Raw genomic sequence first — 1,506 nt, 5'->3', positions numbered from 1 at the left:
CCCCCCGGTCCGTCGCCGGCGGCTAGAGCTCCGTCTCCACCGCCGGCAGCGCCCCCGTCCGAGCCGCCTTCCCGTACCAGTACGCGCTCGACTTCGGTGTCCGCTCGAGCGTCGAGTAGTCCACGTACACCGCCCCGAACCGCTTCTCGTAGCCGTACGCCCACTCGAAGTTGTCCATCAGGGACCACAGGTAGTAGCCCCGGACGTCGGCGCCGTCGGTGATGGCGCGGCGGACGGCGGAGAGGTGGCCGTGGAGGTAGGCGATGCGCTCCGGGTCGTGGACGCGGCCGTCGGGGTCGGGCTTGTCGTCGTAGGCCGCGCCGTTCTCGGTGATGTACAGGGGCAGGCCCGGAGCCTCCCGGGAGTAGCGCATGATCAGCTCGTGCAGGCCGGTCGGGTCGATCGTCCAGCCCATCTCGGTGCGCTCACCCGGGGTCTGGTGGAACGTCACGTCGTCCGCCGCGGGCCACGGCGAGTGCTCGCTCGCCCCGTGCCCGTCCGCGCGCGGCCCGCTGACCTCGGTCTCCGCCGCCGACACCAGCGACGGGGTGTAGTAGTTCAGGCCCAGGGCGTCCAACGGCTGGTTGATCGCCGCCAGGTCGCCGTCCAGGACGTAGGACCAGTCCGTCACCAGCTCCGTCGCCGCGTACAGCGACTCCGGGTACACGCCGTGCAGGATCGGGCCGTGGAAGACGCCGTTGGCCAGGTCGTCGATCTTCCGGGCCGCCGCCAGGTCCGCCGGATCCTGCGAAACCGGCCGTACCACGGCGGAGTTGAGGCTGAGCGCCACCGAGTTGCGGGCCGGCATCACCGAGCGCAGGGCCGTGGTGCCCAGGCCGTGCGCCAGGTTGAGGTGGTGGGCCGCGCGCAGTGAGGCCGCCGGTTCCGTACGCCCGGGCGCGTGCACGCCCGACCCGTAGCCCAGGAACGCGCTGCACCACGGCTCGTTGAGCGTGATCCACTGCTCCACGCGGTCGCCGAGCGCCGCACCGACGATCTGCGCGTACTCGGCGAACCGGTACGCCGTCTCGCGCTCCGGCCAGCCGCCGGCGTCCTCCAGCTCCTGGGGGAGGTCCCAGTGGTAGAGGGTGACGGCGGGCTTGATGCCCTTCGCCAGCAGCTCGTCCACCAGCCGGCGGTAGAAGTCCAGGCCCCGCTGCACGGCCGGGCCACGGCCCGTCGGCTGGACGCGCGACCAGGAGATCGAGAAGCGGTACGCGCCCAGGCCGAGCTCGGCCATCAGCGCCACGTCGTCGCGGTAGCGGTGGTAGTGGTCGACAGCGATGTCACCGTGCTCGCCGCCGGCCGTCTTGCCCGGCGTATGGCTGAAGGTGTCCCAGATCGACGGGGTGCGGCCGTCCTCGCGCACCGCCCCCTCGATCTGGTAGGCGGACGTCGCCGCGCCCCAGAGGAAGGCGGGGGGAAAGGACACGGAGGACATGGGTTCAGGCATGGAAGCGCTCCCATAGGGGGTCGTGGAGACCGACGGGTAGGAGGGGGGGAGGG

At 72.0% G+C, this 1,506-nt stretch carries 1 protein-coding gene; it reads right to left on the bottom strand.

Annotation, left to right across the window (positions count from 1 at the left end; genetic code table 11):
• Positions 1-22: 22 nt before the first annotated feature.
• Complete coding sequence (locus L0P92_RS44340; RefSeq protein ID WP_372497439.1) at positions 23-1,441, bottom strand: GH1 family beta-glucosidase; 1,419 nt, start codon at positions 1,439-1,441, stop codon at positions 23-25.
• Positions 1,442-1,506 lie beyond the last annotated feature (65 nt).

It is taken from the genome of Streptomyces muensis (genome assembly GCF_021474425.1).
Lineage (GTDB): Bacteria > Actinomycetota > Actinomycetes > Streptomycetales > Streptomycetaceae > Streptomyces > Streptomyces muensis.
This window is presented reverse-complemented; position numbering and strand designations above follow the sequence as displayed.

Coding starts and splice junctions, on each gene's coding strand:
- L0P92_RS44340 (WP_372497439.1), bottom strand. CDS start 1,441: ATGTCCTCCGTGTCCTTTCCCCCCGCCTTCCTCTGGGGCGCGGCGACG.